Annotated in this window: 14 protein-coding genes; 12 read left to right on the top strand and 2 right to left on the bottom strand. The window is 57.6% G+C overall.

The features are described from left to right. The first annotated feature begins 142 nt into the window (after positions 1-142). Entirely contained in the window at positions 143-808 is a 666-nt protein-coding gene (locus JS530_RS00355) for an HAD-IA family hydrolase (RefSeq protein ID WP_342590043.1), read from the top strand. Between the two features lie 130 nt (positions 809-938). Here JS530_RS00355 and JS530_RS00350 read toward each other — a convergent pair whose 3' ends face one another. After that, entirely contained in the window at positions 939-2,459 is a 1,521-nt protein-coding gene (locus JS530_RS00350; protein WP_214375312.1) for an amino acid permease, read from the bottom strand. A gap of 225 nt (positions 2,460-2,684) precedes the next feature. On the opposite strand from JS530_RS00350, the gene JS530_RS00345 reads away from it, so the two are divergent. From JS530_RS00345 to JS530_RS00325, 5 genes are all read left to right on the top strand, one after another. Next, the gene (locus tag JS530_RS00345; RefSeq protein WP_214375311.1) at positions 2,685-3,980 is read left to right on the top strand and encodes an MFS transporter; all 1,296 of its coding nucleotides are present in this window, start codon (positions 2,685-2,687) and stop codon (positions 3,978-3,980) included. Between the two features lie 96 nt (positions 3,981-4,076). Continuing rightward, complete coding sequence (locus tag JS530_RS00340) at positions 4,077-4,256, top strand: antitoxin VbhA family protein (RefSeq protein ID WP_214375310.1); 180 nt, start codon at positions 4,077-4,079, stop codon at positions 4,254-4,256. After that, entirely contained in the window at positions 4,253-4,999 is a 747-nt protein-coding gene (locus JS530_RS00335) for a Fic/DOC family protein (RefSeq protein ID WP_214375309.1), read from the top strand. Before JS530_RS00340 ends, JS530_RS00335 begins: the two co-directional genes overlap by 4 nt. A gap of 39 nt (positions 5,000-5,038) precedes the next feature. Next, positions 5,039-5,611, top strand: a complete 573-nt coding sequence (locus JS530_RS00330; protein ID WP_214375308.1) for a hypothetical protein — start codon at positions 5,039-5,041, stop codon at positions 5,609-5,611. A gap of 116 nt (positions 5,612-5,727) precedes the next feature. Continuing rightward, positions 5,728-6,093 (top strand): VOC family protein, encoded by a 366-nt coding sequence (locus tag JS530_RS00325; protein ID WP_100493400.1) that lies wholly within the window; start codon positions 5,728-5,730, stop codon positions 6,091-6,093. Positions 6,094-6,217: 124 nt separating this feature from the next. Here the strand turns inward: JS530_RS00325 and JS530_RS00320 are convergent, their stop codons facing one another. After that, positions 6,218-7,234: a PfkB family carbohydrate kinase gene (locus JS530_RS00320; protein ID WP_214375307.1), complete on the bottom strand. Its 1,017-nt coding sequence runs from the start codon at positions 7,232-7,234 to the stop codon at positions 6,218-6,220. A 378-nt stretch (positions 7,235-7,612) separates the two neighbouring features. Between JS530_RS00320 and rpmB the strand changes: the two genes are divergently transcribed. The 6 genes from rpmB (at position 7,613) to JS530_RS00290 (ending at position 15,053) form a co-directional block, all read left to right on the top strand. Continuing rightward, positions 7,613-7,807 (top strand): 50S ribosomal protein L28, encoded by a 195-nt coding sequence (gene rpmB / locus JS530_RS00315; RefSeq protein ID WP_214375306.1) that lies wholly within the window; start codon positions 7,613-7,615, stop codon positions 7,805-7,807. Positions 7,808-7,880: 73 nt separating this feature from the next. Then, positions 7,881-10,334, top strand: coding sequence for an ATP-dependent DNA helicase RecG (locus JS530_RS00310; protein ID WP_214375305.1), 2,454 nt, complete (start codon positions 7,881-7,883; stop codon positions 10,332-10,334). A 66-nt stretch (positions 10,335-10,400) separates the two neighbouring features. Further along, complete coding sequence (locus JS530_RS00305; protein WP_214375304.1) at positions 10,401-11,120, top strand: sulfite exporter TauE/SafE family protein; 720 nt, start codon at positions 10,401-10,403, stop codon at positions 11,118-11,120. Between the two features lie 15 nt (positions 11,121-11,135). After that, a complete protein-coding gene (locus JS530_RS00300; RefSeq protein WP_214375303.1) occupies positions 11,136-12,314 on the top strand; it encodes a PucR family transcriptional regulator in 1,179 nt (392 codons plus the stop codon). Positions 12,315-12,538: 224 nt separating this feature from the next. Beyond that, a complete protein-coding gene (locus JS530_RS00295; RefSeq protein WP_214375302.1) occupies positions 12,539-13,900 on the top strand; it encodes an aminotransferase class III-fold pyridoxal phosphate-dependent enzyme in 1,362 nt (453 codons plus the stop codon). 22 nt (positions 13,901-13,922) lie between these two features. Beyond that, the gene (locus JS530_RS00290) at positions 13,923-15,053 is read left to right on the top strand and encodes an iron-containing alcohol dehydrogenase family protein (protein ID WP_214375301.1); all 1,131 of its coding nucleotides are present in this window, start codon (positions 13,923-13,925) and stop codon (positions 15,051-15,053) included. The last annotated feature ends 27 nt before the right edge of the window (positions 15,054-15,080 follow it).

Raw genomic sequence — 15,080 nt, 5'->3', positions numbered from 1 at the left:
AATCGCACATGCGGATGCCGTGTATGGCGGCATTCCGCGGATTGGCTCAGTCTGATATTGTTCGCTTTTGTGGTTTTCCCACGCACTTTTGCGCAGTCGGTGATTCTGCGTGCGGTCTACACTGTGCAGCATGGCTGGATTAGTGCGATATTCTGATGTGATTTTCGATTTCTGCGATGTGCTCGTCGACTGGCAGCCGCGCGTGCCGCTCGATGGGCAGGTGCCGGCTGCGATTATCGACCATCTGTTTGATCGCAATGATCCCTACGGCTTCTGGCATTACGATGAGCTGTCCGACTTGGGGTGGAGCGAGGAGAGGGTGCTTGCCGATTATGCCGAACATCATGGTTTAAGTGGCAGTGTGCTTGCCGATATGGCAGTCGGTGATGATGAACGAACGTCTATGGATAAGACGGCGCTTGAAGCGTTCCGCCTGTACTTTGATCGTCAGCGTCTGGCATTAGTCGGCATGCTGCCGGGGATGCCGGAGCTGCTGCATGATTTGGATGTTGCCGGAGTGCGTTGCTGGGGCTTGACCAATTTCACCGTCAAATACGTTGATGCGGCTCGTGAACTTTTTCCGGCGTTGGGACTTTTGAACGACGTGGTTGTGTCCAGCGCGGAGCGGATTCACAAGCCGGACCCGGAGATTTTCCATCGTGCCATCGCACGTTTCGGCGTGGATCCGGCACGCACTGCCTTCGTGGATGATAAGCCATGGAATGCCGAAGCCGGTACCGCGGCAGGACTGAACGGTATTCGCTTCACCGATGCCGATTCCCTGCGCGCCCAGTTATTCGGAGAGTAGGCGCGCGGCGCTTTCATATCTTTTTCTCAGTTTTCATATGTGGGCTTGCTGATTGCCGATATGACAAAGGTCCTGATTGCGGGAACAATCAGGACCTTGGATCATTACTTGCATTACTGAGGGGAGCGAGTTACGGCAGCTGCAGTGGCTCGTCTTCCTCACTCGGATGCTTCTTGCGCCACCATTGCTGTACGAAGTATGCGGCATAGCAGAGCGCAAGGAATACCAGCTCGGCACCAAGTGCGAAGCGCTGCTCCTTGTCGAAGAAGACCAGAAGGAACGAGGCGGTGCACAGAATGAACGCGCCCCAAGACGTCCATGGGTAACCGGGCGTGCGGTACTTCAGCTCGTCCACTGTGTGACCGGAGGCAATCCAACGCTTGCGGAACACAATCTGGCAGTAGGCGATGGCAATCCACACCACCACGGCGGAAAGGCCGGAAAGCGCCACCAGCACCAGATACACGGTGGACGCGGCCACCACAGAGGAGAGCAGTGCCAGCAGGCCGCCGGCCATAGCGGTGCACAGCGCCAGCACCGGTACACCGTGGCGATTCGTCTTGGCGAACCAGTGAGGAATCATGCCTTCGTGGCCCATCGACCACACCATGCGCGTGGACGCGTACAGGCCGGAATTGGAGGCGGAGAGCACGGCGGTCAGCACCACGAAGTTCATGATGTCCGCGGCATACGGAATGCCGATGGAGCTGAACACCAGCACGAACGGGCTTTCACCCACGCCGGCCTCGCGCCATGGAATCAACGCACACATCACCACGATTGAGCCGATGAAGAACAGGACCAAGCGCCATAGCGTGGTATGGATGGCTTTCGGCACAGCGGTCTCAGGATCGCGCGTCTCGCCGGCGGTCACGCCGATGAGCTCGGTGCCGGAGAAGGCGAAGTTCACGGTCAGGATAGTGGCGAACACCGGCATAAAGCCGTTCGGGAAGATGCCGTCCTTCACCAGATTGCCGAACATCGGGGCATGCGTATAGCCCTTCATAGGAATAATGCCGAAAATCGCGAGCAGGCCAATGGCAATAAACGCACAGATGGCGAACACTTTAATCGAAGCGAACCAGAATTCCGCCTCCGCGAAGAAACGGACGGACAGCGCATTCAGCGTGAAAATCAGCACAATACAGGCCGCCGACCATGCCCAGGTCGGTGTATCGGGGAACCATCGCTGCATCAGCAGACCCGCCGCCGTGAACTCGGAGCCGAGCGCCACCGTCCATGTGAGCCAATACTGAATCGCAATCACGAAACCGGTGCCGGGGCCGATGAACTTCTCGGCATACACGTGGAACGAGCCGGTGACCGGCATGGCCACGGACAATTCGCCGAGCGTGAGCATCACCAAGTACACAATCACCGCACCGATGGCATAGGCCAGGATTGTGCCCATTGGGCCAGCCTGCTGAATCGTGTAGCCGGAGCTTAAAAACAGGCCGGTGCCGATCACGCCACCGAGCGAAATCATCTGCAGGTGACGCGACTCCATACCGCGCTTCAGATTGGTGTGCAGTGCGTGCTTGGTGTGCTCGCTGCCAAGTTGATTCGGTTCGGTGCCGCTGCCGGTAATGCTGGCGTCGGTGGATGGTGCGGACGGCGACTGTGCCGCCTGGTCGGTTTCGGGTTGACTCATGTTGCTCTCTCTGACATGCGTGCGTTCCGTACATAAGCCCTCCGAAGAGAGCCCGGAATAGTATACGCTGACGGGGCTACGCATGGGTGGCGGGTAGGTTGTGCAAGGCCGTGGCGGCAGGTCCATCAATCAGGATTGTTCATATTCCGTTCAACTAAAACGGTATTGCACCGGCATACTTCGCTTTTACGATGGATTGAGTCAAAACGTACGAGGAGTATAGCTATGAGCGCTGCCAGCACTGCGGTACAACCGGTGAACGGCACCAACAACGCAAGCGGCAAACTGTCTGCCCGCGAAAAGAAGTGGATTATCTATGACGTCGGCAATTCGGCGTTCGTGCTGCTCTCCACGGCAGTCATTCCTATTTATGCGAAGTCGCTGATGCCTGCGGACGGCAACATCGTATCCGCCTGGGGTTATGCGCAGACCATCGCCTCGCTGATCATAGCCCTGCTCATGCCGCTGCTTGGCTCCATCGCCGACGTGCAGGGCATGAAAATCAAGTTCTTCCTCGGCTTCTTCGGCACTGGCGTAGTGATGTGCTGCGCAATGGCGCTGCCGCTGACCTGGCTGCCATTCCTGATTATCTATGTGCTCGCCACGATTGGCTTGAATGGTTCGCTGACCTTCTATGATTCGATGCTCATCGATACCACTACCAATGATCGTATGGATAAGGTGTCGTCGCATGGGTACGGCTGGGGTTACGTGGGTTCCACGGTGCCGTTCATCGTGTGCATCGCATTGATTTTCGGCGGGCCGGCACTGTTCGACTGGTCCACCGTGGCCTGCACGCGCGCGAGCTTCGTAATCACCGCGATCTGGTGGGTGGCGTTCACGATCCCGCTGATCACCAGCTACCGCCAGGTGCACTACCGCGCCACCCGCGACCATGCGCGTGAGGCGATTCGTGGCACGTTCACCGAGCTAGGCTCCACGTTCGGCAAGATTGTCAAGAACAAGCCGCTGTGGATGTTCATGATCGCGTTCTTCTTCTACATCGACGCCGTGAACACGGTGATTTCGATGAGCACCTCCTACGGCACGCAGCTCGGCATCGACTCCACCCAGCTGGTGGTGGCTCTGCTGGTCACGCAGTTCGTGGCCTTCCCGTGCGCAATTCTGTACGGCCGCTTGGCCGGTCGTTTCGGCTGCAAGCCGATGATCACCGCCGCCGTGGTGGCATACATGGGCATCGTGTTCTTCGCCACGTTCTTCCTGAAGTCCGCAGTCGAATTCTGGATTCTGGCGATCTTGGTCGGCATGTTCCAGGGTGGCATCCAGGCGCTCTCTAGGTCCTACTACGGCAAGATCATCCCGAAGGATCATGCCAACGAGTACTACGGCTTCTACGATATCTTCGGCAAAACCGCCTCGATTCTCGGCACGTTCCTGGTCGCCACCACCACGTCGTTGACCGGCAACGCCAGCTTCGGCGTGCTTTCCATTGCCATCCTCCTGGTCGTCGCCCTTGTCTTCCTCTTCCTCCAAAAGGATCCGACCAAAACGGAGGAATAACCACACTTGAGGAGATGCACGGATATCCAACGATTTCCGTGCATAGAAGACTTTGTATAATCAATCGTAGATTGTCTTAGGGATTAGGGGGGCGCAATGACGGAGCGAGAATCGCGTGCAATCGGCGTGGCCGAAGTCATCCATTCTGCACATATGGAAGGTGGCGATGTCACGGCCGCATTCCTCTCCGATGCTCGTGACTATATTGAAGAGAAAATCGATGTACGTGAGTTGCTAAATCGCACACGTCGTCGTTACGGACTAGAGGCCGTATGATTGGACTGCCTGATGCGCCAGATCCGTACTTGATTCCGGGAACTGACGTTCTACGTAATCTGGTTGGAGCCACAACCGCAAAAGATCTTGAAGCGGCAGAAAACGACTTCGTCTCCGTTAGGGCATTGGAGCTACGGACGAATCAGCCTGAAGCACAAGGGACATTGAAGCAGCTGCAATGGATTCATTATCAGTTATTCCAAGACGTTTATGACTGGGCAGGGCAAATCAGAACAGTTGATATCGCCAAAGGAACTGGGCAGGTTTTTCAACCGCTAGCGGTGTTTGATATGGGTGTTCAGTATTCCGAGCGAGTACTCAGGGGAGACCATTTACTGCGTGGCATGGATCGCGTAACTTTTATTAACCGACTCAGCGCCAATTACGATAACTTCAATATCCTCCACCCGTTCCGCGAAGGCAATGGGCGTACTCAGCGTATATTTTGGGATCTTATAGCCCGCGACGCAGGATGGCGGCTCGACTGGAGCAGAATCACCAAGCAGGAAAATGACAGGGCATCGCAAATCGCTCGTGATTCAGCTGATGAATCGGCGTTGATCTCCATGTTCTCGAAAATCGTATGTACTCCAGATGAGTATGAATCAAGGTCCTCGGATAACATCACTACTCACCTGCAGGATATCGGATACGTCACCATTCCGAATATTTACCGCAAGCTCACTGAATCGGAAATCAATGAAGAACTTAAACGTGACGTCTATCGACGCATGACCAATTAGCGCATACAGTCAAAAAAAATGGTTCATACTATGAGACCTGTGGATAACGGCCAATCGGATTTCCCTAGGCCGCGCTTCGGCCCGATAGCTGGTGGACATTTGTTGCTGCACGGAATAGTTTCTTTCCCGATTAGTTTGCTGATTGCGTGGGTGAGCCTTCGATTTATCGTGCATGTCGCGTTCAATACTGGTGACTTAGCTATGCTGTTGTCGGCTGTATGGGCTGCTGTATCTCTAATTGACGCAGCTGTTGACTATGTGTTGGTGCGGGCTTCGGATCGGATCTCTCCTCTGACTCCGTGGCTGGTGACCCTTGTTAAGATGCTGCTTCCGTTCGCTTTGCCATGGCCAATGGTTTTGCTGTACAACGATGTGATTGTTGTTGCAGTTGTTGGAATTGTTGCTGGGGCAATTCGACTAATGGAGGTTATTTTGCTTGAGCAGCCTTGGAACAGTGAGGATAAAGAGACTGTTAATCATCGAATACGAGACTTGCGGAATCTGAACCGAGAAATGCTTGAGGAGATTCGCAAAGAGCGACGCGAACGGATGAGTAAACGCAACGAAGCCAGCACTTATGATCCTTACGGCTTGCGTGGTAAGCACTATTAGGCTTGGCGGGTCTTTATTAATTCTTCTATCTGACCATGCTGCTGCCACTACACTGGGGATAGCGGAATCGATGTGGTTCTGCCTATCGTCAGTCAGTCGGACTTAAGGAGGCTGTCATGATTGATCATGTTGGATTGTTTGTGAAGGATGCCAACGAGCGTGCTGCGTTCTATGAGCAGTTGCTGGCTCCGCTGGGATATGTGAAGAAGCATGATTTCCCGGGTGCCGTGTGCTTCGCCAACGAAAAGGACGGAGACAGCGTTTGGCTGGAATCTCCGAAGGATGGCAACCCGGTGGTGCCCACCCATCTGGCCTTCCGCGCCGCCGATGAGGATGCGATTAAAGCGTTCCATGCGGCCGGTCTGGCTGCTGGCGGCACAGATAACGGCCAGCCTGGTCCTCGCCCGAACTATGGGCCGACGTATTACGCCGCGTTCATTCATGACCCGGATGGCAACAATATCGAAGCCTGCCTGCAGTAATTAATTCATACTGCCGAGCTGAAACATTGATAGGCCGGTGTGGTGGCGATGCTGTGAATCATCGCCGCCAAACCGGCCTATTGCATGTGATTATTGCGCTGGATTGCTGCGCTGGGTTACTGCATCAGCTCTTGAGTAGCGCCAGTGCCTCGTCGTAGTCCGGGCACTGCGGAATGCCGTTGCGGCTGCGGGAGATGGCGATGGACGTGGCGGCGTTCGCAATCTTGACCGCTTCGGGCAGGCCCCGGCCCTCGGCCAGCATCGCGCACATCACGCCGGTATGGCATCCGCCTGCGGAACGCGTATGCACGGCCTTGGTGGGGAAGCCTGGGATATGCATCGTTTCGCCGCCCGGTTCGCGCACCCAAGCGCCCAAGGAGCCCACGCGCACTACCAATGGAGCGCGCAATGTGGCACCGAGCCCATCACAGAGCTGATGCATGAAGTCATCGAGGCCGCCGCCGATGGTCACCTTACTGTCGTCGATCGGTGCACCCAGTCGCTCGGCCAGGGTCATGGCTTCCTGACGGTTGCACGACCAGATCGGGCGAGCGAGCACCAGATCCTCAAGCATATGGTCATTGACCAGACGCAGCGTATTGGTGGGGTTGATCACCAGCGCGTAGTCACGCTTGGCCGGATCGGTGCCGGCACGCAGCAGGAATTCATCGACGCCAGCCGCCGTATGATCCATCAGCGTATTGCCGCTGATATGCACCACGTCATGGTTTTGCGGTTCCAACATGATAAAAGTGTTGGTGTCGCCGTGCGCTTCTGCGCCATAGGAGGCGATGAATGTTTTCTTCGGGTCGCCTGAATTCAGCACCACGCGGAAGCCTGAGTCTTCGTCCAATCGATCCTGACCGATATGCGTAATGCCGTTATCTTGGAACGATTGCCGGATGAAGTTGGCCCATAGGCCGTTGCCGAGAACGCCGGCATGCTCGGCATCCACGCCCATGCGGCTTACCGCTTCGAGCACGCGATAGCTGCCGCCGATGGAAGGCTTGGGGTGATCCGCCACGGCGAATCCGCCCTGTGGTGGCACCGAATCCACGTTCATCATGATGTCTACCCACACCTGGCCGAGTGAAATCACACTGGGTTGATGCGTGCCGATTCCTCGTCTGAGATCCAACATGACAGCCTCCTTCGCTTGCCGGTTTGCCGCGACTGTGGCTTGGGCGGAAGTGGAGCCATGATGACTCGCCTCGTATCGCCCACCGCATGTGCCGCGGGAGAGCCCCTTCGCTCCCTTAGGTCTCTTATATATCGATGTTATATGGGAGTTTGCTGGAACGGTCAATAGACGCGGCGGCGAGTTGTATCGAATTTCAAGGCCTTCCGCTAGACTCGCCCACAGTGCTCAAGTCGACGGTGCCGCGGCATGATACACGCAAGGGTTGCGGTTGTCGGTATTGGGCTATATATTTGTGAAGTTGTGTGTTCGGCATGTCGGGCAAAACCGGCGGCTGAGTACGTGAAAGACTTGAAACATCAAGGTTTAAGGGAGTCCATCATGGCAGCTCGTTGCGCAGTGTGCGGCAAGGGACCGCAGACCGGTTACACCGTTTCCCATTCGCACCGTCGTATCAAGCGTAGCTTCCGCCCGAACCTGCAGCCTGTGCGCACCACGATTGATGGCGAGAACGTTCGCCTGCGCGTGTGCGGCAAATGCCTCAAGGCTGGCAAGGTTCAGCGTGTGGCCGCGTGAGTCGCGTATTAGCGTACATAAAACCCGCTTAGCTTCGGCTGAGCGGGTTTTATTTTTTATAGAATAGGCAGCTATGAGCATTACGTTGAGCACCGCACTGGGATCGCTGATTACCAATAAGCGACGTGTGTCCGCGCTCAAATCGTTGGGCGTCACCACAGTGGGTGAGGCGCTGACCTACTATCCTTTCCGCGTCACCGATCCGGTGCCGCTGACCACCATCCGTCAAGCACAACTTGGCCAGCAGATGGCATTCGTAGCCACGGTGCGCGATGTGCGCGTGGTGCCCGGCCGCATGCTGCGCGTGATTGCCACGGTGGATGATGCCGATTTCGCCCGAACCCGCAACCTGCCGGGTGGCACGGCGCAGCTCACGTTCTTCGGCGGTCGCAAAAACTATATTGACTGGGTGAGCATGCGGCTCAAGTCCAGTCCGGTGTTAGTGGTGTCCGGCACACCGAGCGAATACATGGGCCAACTGCAATTCACGCATCCGGATTTCCTGACCGTTGCGCCTCCCGCGCAGGCTGCTGCATCGCAGCCAGTCGGTGCCAAGCTCAAGTATGATGCTGATTCCATTGACGAGGCACTCGTGCGCGTCACCCGTCCGCGTCCGATTTACCATGCCAGTTCGCGCATCTCATCCGAGCATATTCACGAGACGATAGTGGACCTACTGTGGATGATGGGTGCGCGTACCTCAACATCACCGGAAGCTTCCGGAATCGCAGGAGCAGCCATGCTGGTGCCGCCGTCTACCGACAGCATCGCAGTGCAGCCGGGGGAGACTCAATCAGCAGTCGGCGTACTCGCCCAAACGATTCCCGATATTCTGCCTGAGCGGATTCGTACTGCCAAAGGTCTGATGCACCGAGCTGAAGCGTTTCTTGCCATCCATGACCCCGATTCGCGGGCGCGCTTCAACGAAGCCATCGAAACCCTGCGATATGAAGAGGCATTCATCGCACAGGTTTCACTCCTGAAAGCCCGTTCTCACGCGCACACATCCGCAGCCCACCCCTGCCCGTTGCCAACTGGCAACACCAGTGACCATGCAAGCAGCAGCGCGCACCATCTGCGTGACCAGTTCATCGCTTCGCTGCCATTCAGTCTTACCGCCGGGCAACAGCACGTGATCGACGATATCGCCACGGATCTTGCCCGCGACTGGCCGATGCAGCGTCTGCTACAAGGCGAAGTCGGCTCCGGCAAAACCGTGGTGGCGCTCGCCGCTATGCTGCAAGCCGTTGGTGCCGGCTATCAGGCCGTGCTTGTGGCCCCGACCCAGGTGCTGGCCGAACAACATGCCGAAACCATTGGTGCAATGGTGGCCGATCTCACTCCACATGTGCCGGTCACACTCTTGACCGGCGGCATGAAACTCGCCGCACGCCGCAAAGCGCTCGCTGCGGCAGCCAGTGGCGAGCCAGGCATCATCGTGGCCACGCACGCCGCATTCTCCAAAACCTTCCAAGCTCCGCATCTGGCGTTGGTGGTGATCGATGAGCAGCATCGGTTCGGCGTGGAACAACGTGAAAGCCTCAACGCCAAAACCGATGACGGCACCACGCCGCACCTGCTGGTCATGACCGCCACCCCGATTCCGCGAACCGCTGCCATGACGTGGTTCGGTGATCTTGATATTTCATGGCTCACCGAACTGCCGGGCGGTCGCAAGCCGATTCGCACCGTGGTGGTGAACGAAGCCGACGCGCCCACGATGGTGCGTATGTTCCAGCACATTCGCGCACGCATCGACGCGGGGGAGCGGGCGTACATCGTCTGCCCGCGCATTGATGACGATGCTGAGGCGGCGGCAGCTGCAGGCAAACGCAAGCGCGGCGATGACGACACCGTCGGCATTGATAATCCTTACGAAACCTACGACGACAATGGCGAGGCCGAAGCGCGTCCGCCATTGCACTCGGTGGAGGAGATAGCCGGGAGACTACAGAAACTGCCGCAGTTCGCCGGCATCCAATTCGCCACGCTGACCGGTCGCGATAAGGATGACGTGAAAACGCAGGTCATGGCCGACTTCGCAGCCGGCAAGACGCCGGTACTGGTGTCCACTACGGTGATCGAGGTTGGCGTGGACGTGAAACAGGCCAGCTGCATCGTGATTTTCGACGCTGACCGATACGGCCTCTCCCAGCTGCATCAGTTGCGCGGGCGCGTGGGTCGAGGCGGCACGAATTCGTGGGCGTTCCTGATCTCCCGCGCCGAACCCGGCTCGATTGCCGAGCAGCGTCTTGAAGTCATCCATAATTCGCTCGACGGTGCTGAAATCGCCCAAGCTGACTTGGAATTCCGTGGTGCCGGCGATGTGCTGGGCGACGCGCAGTCGGGCGGTAAATCCAGCTTGAAACTGTTGCGCGTGGTCAAGGACGCGGACATGATTGCCGATGCTCGCGCTCGTGCGGAACAGTTGCTCGCAGTAGATCCCGAACTCACGGACGAAGTACAGCTGGCCGGTGCCGTGCTCGACTTCACGCGGGGTAATGAAACCTTCCTGACCTCCAGCTGAGACCGTAACGTGCCAGTTTACGCGAACTCGCTACGGTGTGGGCCAGTCAGTCTACAAGGAGGGCCCATGGGCGAGAGCGTGCGCGATGTGTTGTTTGTGGTCGTGCTGTTCGCGGCGAACGTGATTCAGGCGATCACCGGATTTGCGGGCACCGTGCTCGCCATGCCGTTTTCAATGCTGCTGCTCGGTACCGATACCGCCAAAGTGGTGTTGAATCTCACCACCTTGCTGGCATGCCTATGGCTTGGTGTGCAGCATCGCGCACATATCCGCTGGCGTATTCTCGGCGAAATGGTGGGATTGATGGCCATCGGTATGGCGGTGGGTGTGGCGCTGTACGCTGTGCTGCCGTTGGCGCCGCTGCAGAAAGCCTACGGCGTGTTCATCATTGTGATCGCGCTGAAGAACCTGATCTGGCCTTCGCACAGCGAGCCACCGCGATGGCTGCTCATCATGATTGTGCTCGCTGCTGGAGTAATCCACGGTATGTTTATCTCCGGCGGTGCGTTACTGGTGATTTACGCGGCCGTTCGGCTCACCGACAAAGACGAGTTTCGGGCCACGATGGCCTGTGTATGGGTGGCGCTGAACTCGGTGCTGGCCGTGCAGCAGGGTGTTGCCGGTGTGATGACACCACATGCGCTGGTGCTCACCTCGGTGTCGATTCCGCCGCTGATTGTGGCGATTTGCATTGGCAATCGCTTGCAACGGCATGTCAGCCAGCAGGCGTTCCTAAAGCTCACCTATGTACTGCTGGTGATTTCCGGTGCCTCGATTGTGCTGTGACGGGGAGGAGATGCTATGACCGTCCGATTGAAGGAATTGGTGGAACAAGCCGCCGATAAAAACATGGTGCTGGTGGCCGGCAAAGGTGGGCTCGACCAGCCGGTGAGCTGGGTGCACATGGTGGAAAACGAGGAGATCGCCAGCTTCCTGGAAGGTCAGGAAATCGTATTCACCACTGGCATTGGCTTGGAAACGCAGGAAGATCTGTATTCGTTGGTCAAAAGTGCCCATGCTTCCGGTGCCACAGGTGTGGTGGTGAATATCGGCCCGTTCATCCATCAGATCAGTCCGGAAACCATCCGATTCTGCGATGAGCATGACTTCCCACTGTTCAAAGTGCCTTGGAGCGTGCACATGGCGCAGATCATGCACAGCTTCTCGCTGGCCATCACCATGAGCGAGAAGCACAGCATGGAGCTGGCCGCCGCACTGGAAAACGCCATCTTCCACCCCGATCGCGAGGAGATGTACCTCGAATACTTGGAACAGTCCGGCTTCGGCAAGGATTGGAACTATTGCGTAACCGTGTTCAGCGCCTGTGCGGATGAGGAACATGGCGGTCATGATGCCGCGCGTATCGCCAAATACTCACATGAAGCTGAGTCGTTGATCACATCACGCCAGTGGCGCGTGGCCGTGGCGCATATCGAAGAGCGACTGGTGCTGGTGTTCGCCCGGTACACGGCTGAACAGGTGGAGATGATGGTGCGTGAGACCATCGCTGCTATACGCGGGCGCGGTGTGATGCTGGAACACACCTATATCGGCGTCGGCAAAGTCACCAAATCCGCCCGATGTATCGGCAAAAGCTACAATCAGGCGCTGAAACTCGAACGATTGCAGCATTTGCGCGGACGCGTGGGCGAGGTAGCGCTGTACGACAATTCCGGCATCGACAAGCTGCTGCTTGCCGTCTCCGATAAGGCGATTCTCGAGGACTACTATCACGACAGCATCGGTCCGCTCGTGGAATACGATCGCGTGAACGGTACGGATCTGACCGAAACACTGCACGCCTACTTCCAGTTCTCCGGTTCGGTCAAGGAGACCGCGGCCAGCATGTTTGTGCATCGCAACACCGTGAGCTACAAGCTCAACAAGATTGAGGATATTTTGGGCGTGAGCCTGTCCGATTTTCGTACGCGCGAGTTTCTTTCGGTAGGGCTGCAGGTGCGCGAGATTCTCGACTGCTAGGCATGATTGTGCTGGAGCACAATCATCTTTAGGTTCTGCAATATGGAACGGCAGCGTGTTCGCTCGTAGACTGCAAAGCAATCACGGAATCCACAAGGATTTCATGCAGTCGCCGAACGGATGGCATGCGGAACCAAATGTTTCGATTGTGTATCGTGCACATTTCTTTCTCTCATATGGTCTCGTCCATTCGGCTTATTACAGCCCCACGAAAGGATGAGACGATGAGCGAATCACTGGCAACCAAGGAACTGACCGGCGAAGAAGTAGCCGAGCTGCACCGTGAGTATGTGATGCAGTCCTGGCACAAGCAGGGCGAGCCGGTGATGCCGGTCAAGTCCGCCAAGGGCATCTACGTCTACGATTACGACGGCAACAAGTACGCTGACATGTCGTCCCTCTTGGTGTGTTCCAACCTTGGTCATGAACTGCCGGAGATTGTGGATGCCATCAAGGATCAGGCCAGCAAGATGTGCTTCATGGCACCGGCCTATGCATCCGAACCGAAGTCCAAGCTCGCCAAGATGATCGTCGACCTGGCCGGCAACGACTTCTACCAGCGCGTGTTCTTCACCAACGGCGGCGCCGACTCCAACGAGAACGCCATCAAGATGGCCCGCATGGTGACCGGCCGTCAGAAGATCTTCAGCTGCTACCGCTCCTACCACGGCTCCACCCTGGGCGCTTCCTTCGCTTCCGGCGATTGGCGTCGCTTCGCATCCGAAGCCGGCGGTGCGGCCCCAAGCTTCGTGCACTTCATGAACCCGAACATGTACGAGGATGGCTTCACCCGTGGTGAGGATGACGAGAAGGTCACCGCCCTGTACCTGAAGCGTCTCGAAGACCAGCTCATTTACGAGAACCCGAACGATGTGGCCGCCATCCTGATGGAATCCATCGTCGGCGCCAACGGCGTGATCCTGCCGCCGAAGGGTTACATGGAAGGCGTGCGCGCCCTGTGCGACAAGTACGGCATCCTGATGATTTGCGACGAGGTCATGGCCGGCTGGTGCCGCACCGGCAAGATGTTCGCCTGGCAGAACTTCGACATCAAGCCCGATATCTTCACCTTCGCCAAGGGCGTCACCTGCGGCTACGTGCCGCTGGGCGGCGTGGTGGTCTCCAAGCAGATCTCCGACTACTTCACCGACCACGTGTTGCAGTGCGGCCTGACCTACTCCGGCCACACGCTGGCCTGCGCCGCAGGCGTCGCCGCCGTGAACTACTACGTCGAGCACGATATCGCCGGTCACGTCAAGGAGATGGAAGGCATCCTGAAGCCGTTCCTCGAGGAGATGGCAGCCAAGCACAAGTGCGTGGGCGAATCCCGCTGCATCGGCCTCTTCTCCGCCATGACCATCGTGAAGAACAAGGAAACCCGCGAGCTGATGAGCCCGTACCACACCGCCAACCCGGTGATGGGCAAGATCATGGGCGCCTTGAAGGACAAGGGCTTCCTGACCTTCGGCCGTGAAACCAACGTGAACATCTGCCCGCCACTGACCATCACCGCCGACGAACTCAAGGCCGAACTGCCCAAGGTGGACGAAGTCCTGACCTGGGTCGACGAAAACTTCTGCGATTGATTGATTACGGAAAAGGACAATCATGCTTTGGGATTATCAACAGCCGGTGGCTATTCGCTTCGGCAATGGCCGCGTCCGTGAAATCAAAGATGTGGCCGCATCAATGGGTCTAACCGAAGGCGGCCTGCTCGTCTCCGAACATCTCTTCGCCAAGAACGGCACCGCCGAAAAAATCGTCAAGGACTCCGAGGGCGCCATCAGCGAGATTTTCTCCGACTTCTCGCCGAACCCGGATGTGACCGAAGTCGACAAGGCCGCGGCCCTGATTCGTGACAAGCATCTGAAGTTCGTAGTGGCCATGGGCGGCGGCAGCGCGATGGATCTCGCCAAGTCGGCGGCCAGCATCGCCCTGACGAACGATTCCATCGCCGAATACCACGGCACCGGCAAAGCCATGCCGCAGGAGCATCTGCCCATCATCGCCGTGCCTACCACCGCAGGAACCGGTTCCGAAGTCACCTGCGTCTCCGTGCTGACCAACCGTGCACTCGGCAAGAAAGCGCCCATCGTCTCCGATGGCTTCTTCCCCTCCGTGGCCATCATCGACCCGGAGCTCACCTACTCGGTGCCGCCGCACGTCACCGCGTCAACCGGCATGGATGTGCTGAGCCAGGCGATTGAAGGCTACTGGAGCAAGGGCCATCAGCCCATCTGCGACGCTTGCGCCATCCACGCGGCACCCTTGGTCTTCAAGTACCTGCCCATTGCCGTGGCCGAGCCGAACAATGCGGAAGCCCGCCAGAAGATGTGCGAAGCGTCGGTGATCGCAGGACTTGCATTCACGCTTCCGAAGACCACATCCTCGCATGCCTGCTCCTTCCCGCTGACCAACATTCACGGCATCCCGCACGGCGAGGCCTGCGGCTTGACCCTTGACTGGTTTGCCCGCATCAATAAGGACGCCCAGCATGGCCGCGTGCAGGAGTTCGCCCGCGCTATTGGTTTTGAAGACGTCGATGCGATGGCCGATGCCATCCACGAGCTCAAGGTCAAGGTGGGCTTGCGCACCGGGTTGAAGGACCTCAACCTGAGCGCCGAGCAGATCGCCGACCTGGTGCGCATCAGCCGCCATCCGAACCTGTACAACAACCCAGTCGAAATCACCGACGAGATGCTTCAGGACATGTACGAGCACCTCGCCGCCACCGACTGATTGCCGCGGAACCGGCAAGCGGCATCT

It is taken from the genome of Bifidobacterium colobi (assembly GCF_018555455.1).
GTDB classification, from domain to species: Bacteria; Actinomycetota; Actinomycetes; order Actinomycetales; family Bifidobacteriaceae; genus Bifidobacterium; species Bifidobacterium colobi.
The sequence above is the reverse complement of the archived record's forward strand: the minus strand, read 5'-3'. Positions and strand labels throughout refer to the sequence as shown.